The sequence below is a fragment of the Vibrio sp. 1727 genome, from assembly GCF_033344415.1.
GTDB classification, from domain to species: Bacteria; Pseudomonadota; Gammaproteobacteria; order Enterobacterales; family Vibrionaceae; genus Vibrio; species Vibrio alginolyticus.
Genome location: NZ_JAWPOT010000058.1, coordinates 1 through 2,156, shown reverse-complemented (window position 1 = coordinate 2,156; position 2,156 = coordinate 1). Strand labels below are relative to the sequence as shown.

General features: G+C 46.8%; 1 protein-coding gene. It reads left to right on the top strand.

Going from position 1 to position 2,156, the window contains the following annotated elements; genetic code table 11:
- Positions 1 to 571 precede the first annotated feature (571 nt).
- A complete protein-coding gene (gene ltrA, locus R8O10_RS23760) occupies positions 572 to 2,044 on the top strand; it encodes a group II intron reverse transcriptase/maturase (RefSeq protein ID WP_318191770.1) in 1,473 nt (490 codons plus the stop codon).
- The last annotated feature ends 112 nt before the right edge of the window (positions 2,045 to 2,156 follow it).

The window sequence follows — 2,156 nt, the reverse complement described above, 5'->3', positions numbered from 1 at the left end:
GTGCGACGTGAAGTCGTATGAAGCGCTGTTCACCGCTTAACGAGTGAACCATCTGTATCACCAGATGAACCTAGGAGCCTGAATAAAGTAGCGGCTCTGACAATGTAACGAAGGTTGGCATTTGCCAATCGGGATCGAAATCGTGAGAAGACGATCCTCCTGATAACCACGAGTCGGGTGAGTGCTAGGTAGGCAGTATGATGAACATACGTGAATCCGTGTAAGGTGCGTTATACGTGTAAACAGCGGAAGTGGTTAATACGCTGTAGCCAAAAGGCAAGAGAGTCGGAAAGAGATTGCCCCATGCTCTTTCGTGATCGTTGAGCTCTCCGCACCATAGCGGGCATCTAAACTGACATTGCGCGACATACGGAACACGGTAAGCCTGTATCACTCCCACTGGGAAAGTCTCTGCGACCGATAGTGATGCAGGTAGAGGAGGTTGGAAAAAGCGAAGGCTGCATTGTAACGATGCAGATACAGGTCTCTATCTGGCACGAAAGTGAGCTGACTTCCGACTGGTCTTCCGTTGCAAGAGAATTTGAAGAACTTTATTCAAGGAGAAACGCAAATGATGATTTCAAAAGAGATTAGTGCCTCTCCTGACAGCGCTCAGTGGCAGTCCATAAACTGGAAAGCCGTTGAATCCCATGTTTTAAAGCTTCAGATGCGTATTGCAAAGGCAACACGAGAAGGTAAACACGGCAAAGCGAAAGCATTGCAGTGGATACTGACTCACTCGCGCTCAGCAAAACTTCTTGCTGTTAAGCGGGTATCACAAAATAAAGGCAGTAAAACGCCTGGAATTGACGGCGTTATCTGGAGTACAGATACGCGCCGCATGAAAGCAGTCAATCAATTGAGCAGAAAAGCTTATCAAGCTAAACCGCTCAAGCGTATCTACATCCCCAAGAAAAACGGCAAACTCAGACCACTGGGTATCCCCTGCATGGTCGATAGAGCGCAGCAAGCGCTTCATCTTCTTGCACTAGAGCCAGTATCAGAAACACTTGCCGATCCTAACAGCTATGGATTTAGACCAAACCGAAGCACTGCTGATGCTATCGCGCAGTGCTTCAAGTGTCTGGCACTAAAGAAATCAGCTCAGTGGGTACTTGAGGGAGACATCAAAGCCTGTTTCGACAAGATTGGGCATCAATGGCTTATGAACAACATTGCCGTGGATAAACGCATGTTGGAACAATGGTTAAAGTCTGGTTTTATGGACAAAGGGCTGTTCTATCGTACAGGTGAGGGAACACCTCAAGGCGGGGTTATATCCCCCACCTTGATGCTAATGACCCTTGCAGGACTTGAGCAGCGCATAAAGTCTACCGCTCTCAAAAAGGGGGCAAGAGCTAACTTTATTGGATACGCCGACGATTTCGTCGTCACCTGTGCTTCAAAGGAAGTGCTGGAGAACGATATCAAACCGTTGATTGCTGATTTCTTAGCAGAAAGAGGCTTAACACTCTCCGAAGAGAAAACGCACATTACTCATATCAGTCGTGGTTTTGATTTCCTAGGTTTTAACCATAGGAAGTACAAAGGAAAATTGCTCATTAAACCGAGCAAATCCAACACACTGTTGTTCTTGAGTAACTTGCGCGAACTCATCAAAAAGCACGCAACTATCCCCGTCAACGATTTAATCAAATTGATAAATCCGAAACTACGGGGCTGGTCGAATTACTATCGACACTGCGTGGCCAAACAGGTATTCGGATATGTAGGTCACAAGCTATTCCATACGCTATGGCACTGGGCTAAAAGGCGTCATCCAACCAAATCGAGAACTTGGATCGCTCTTAAGTACTTCATCAACCGTCAAGGCCAATGGCAATTTCACGGTTGGCAGAAGATCATGAATATGGATTGTCAGTTCAATCTGTTTCAAATAGCCAAGGTGCCAATAGAGAGACATGTTAAAATCAGGAGTGCCGCAACGCCTTTTGACCCTCAATACCAAGAATACTTGGCAAAGAGAAAGTCAAAAAGGCAATGTCGTAACTCTTGGGATGAGCCTGCTCTCGCTGCTTTATAAGTTGCTGGGTGCCAACAGGTGCCTTCGTGAAGGCTTGAGCCTAGTGCGGTGAAAGTTGCACGCTGGGTTCTTAGAGGGACGGCACTTGGTAACAAGTGTCGTCTACTCGACA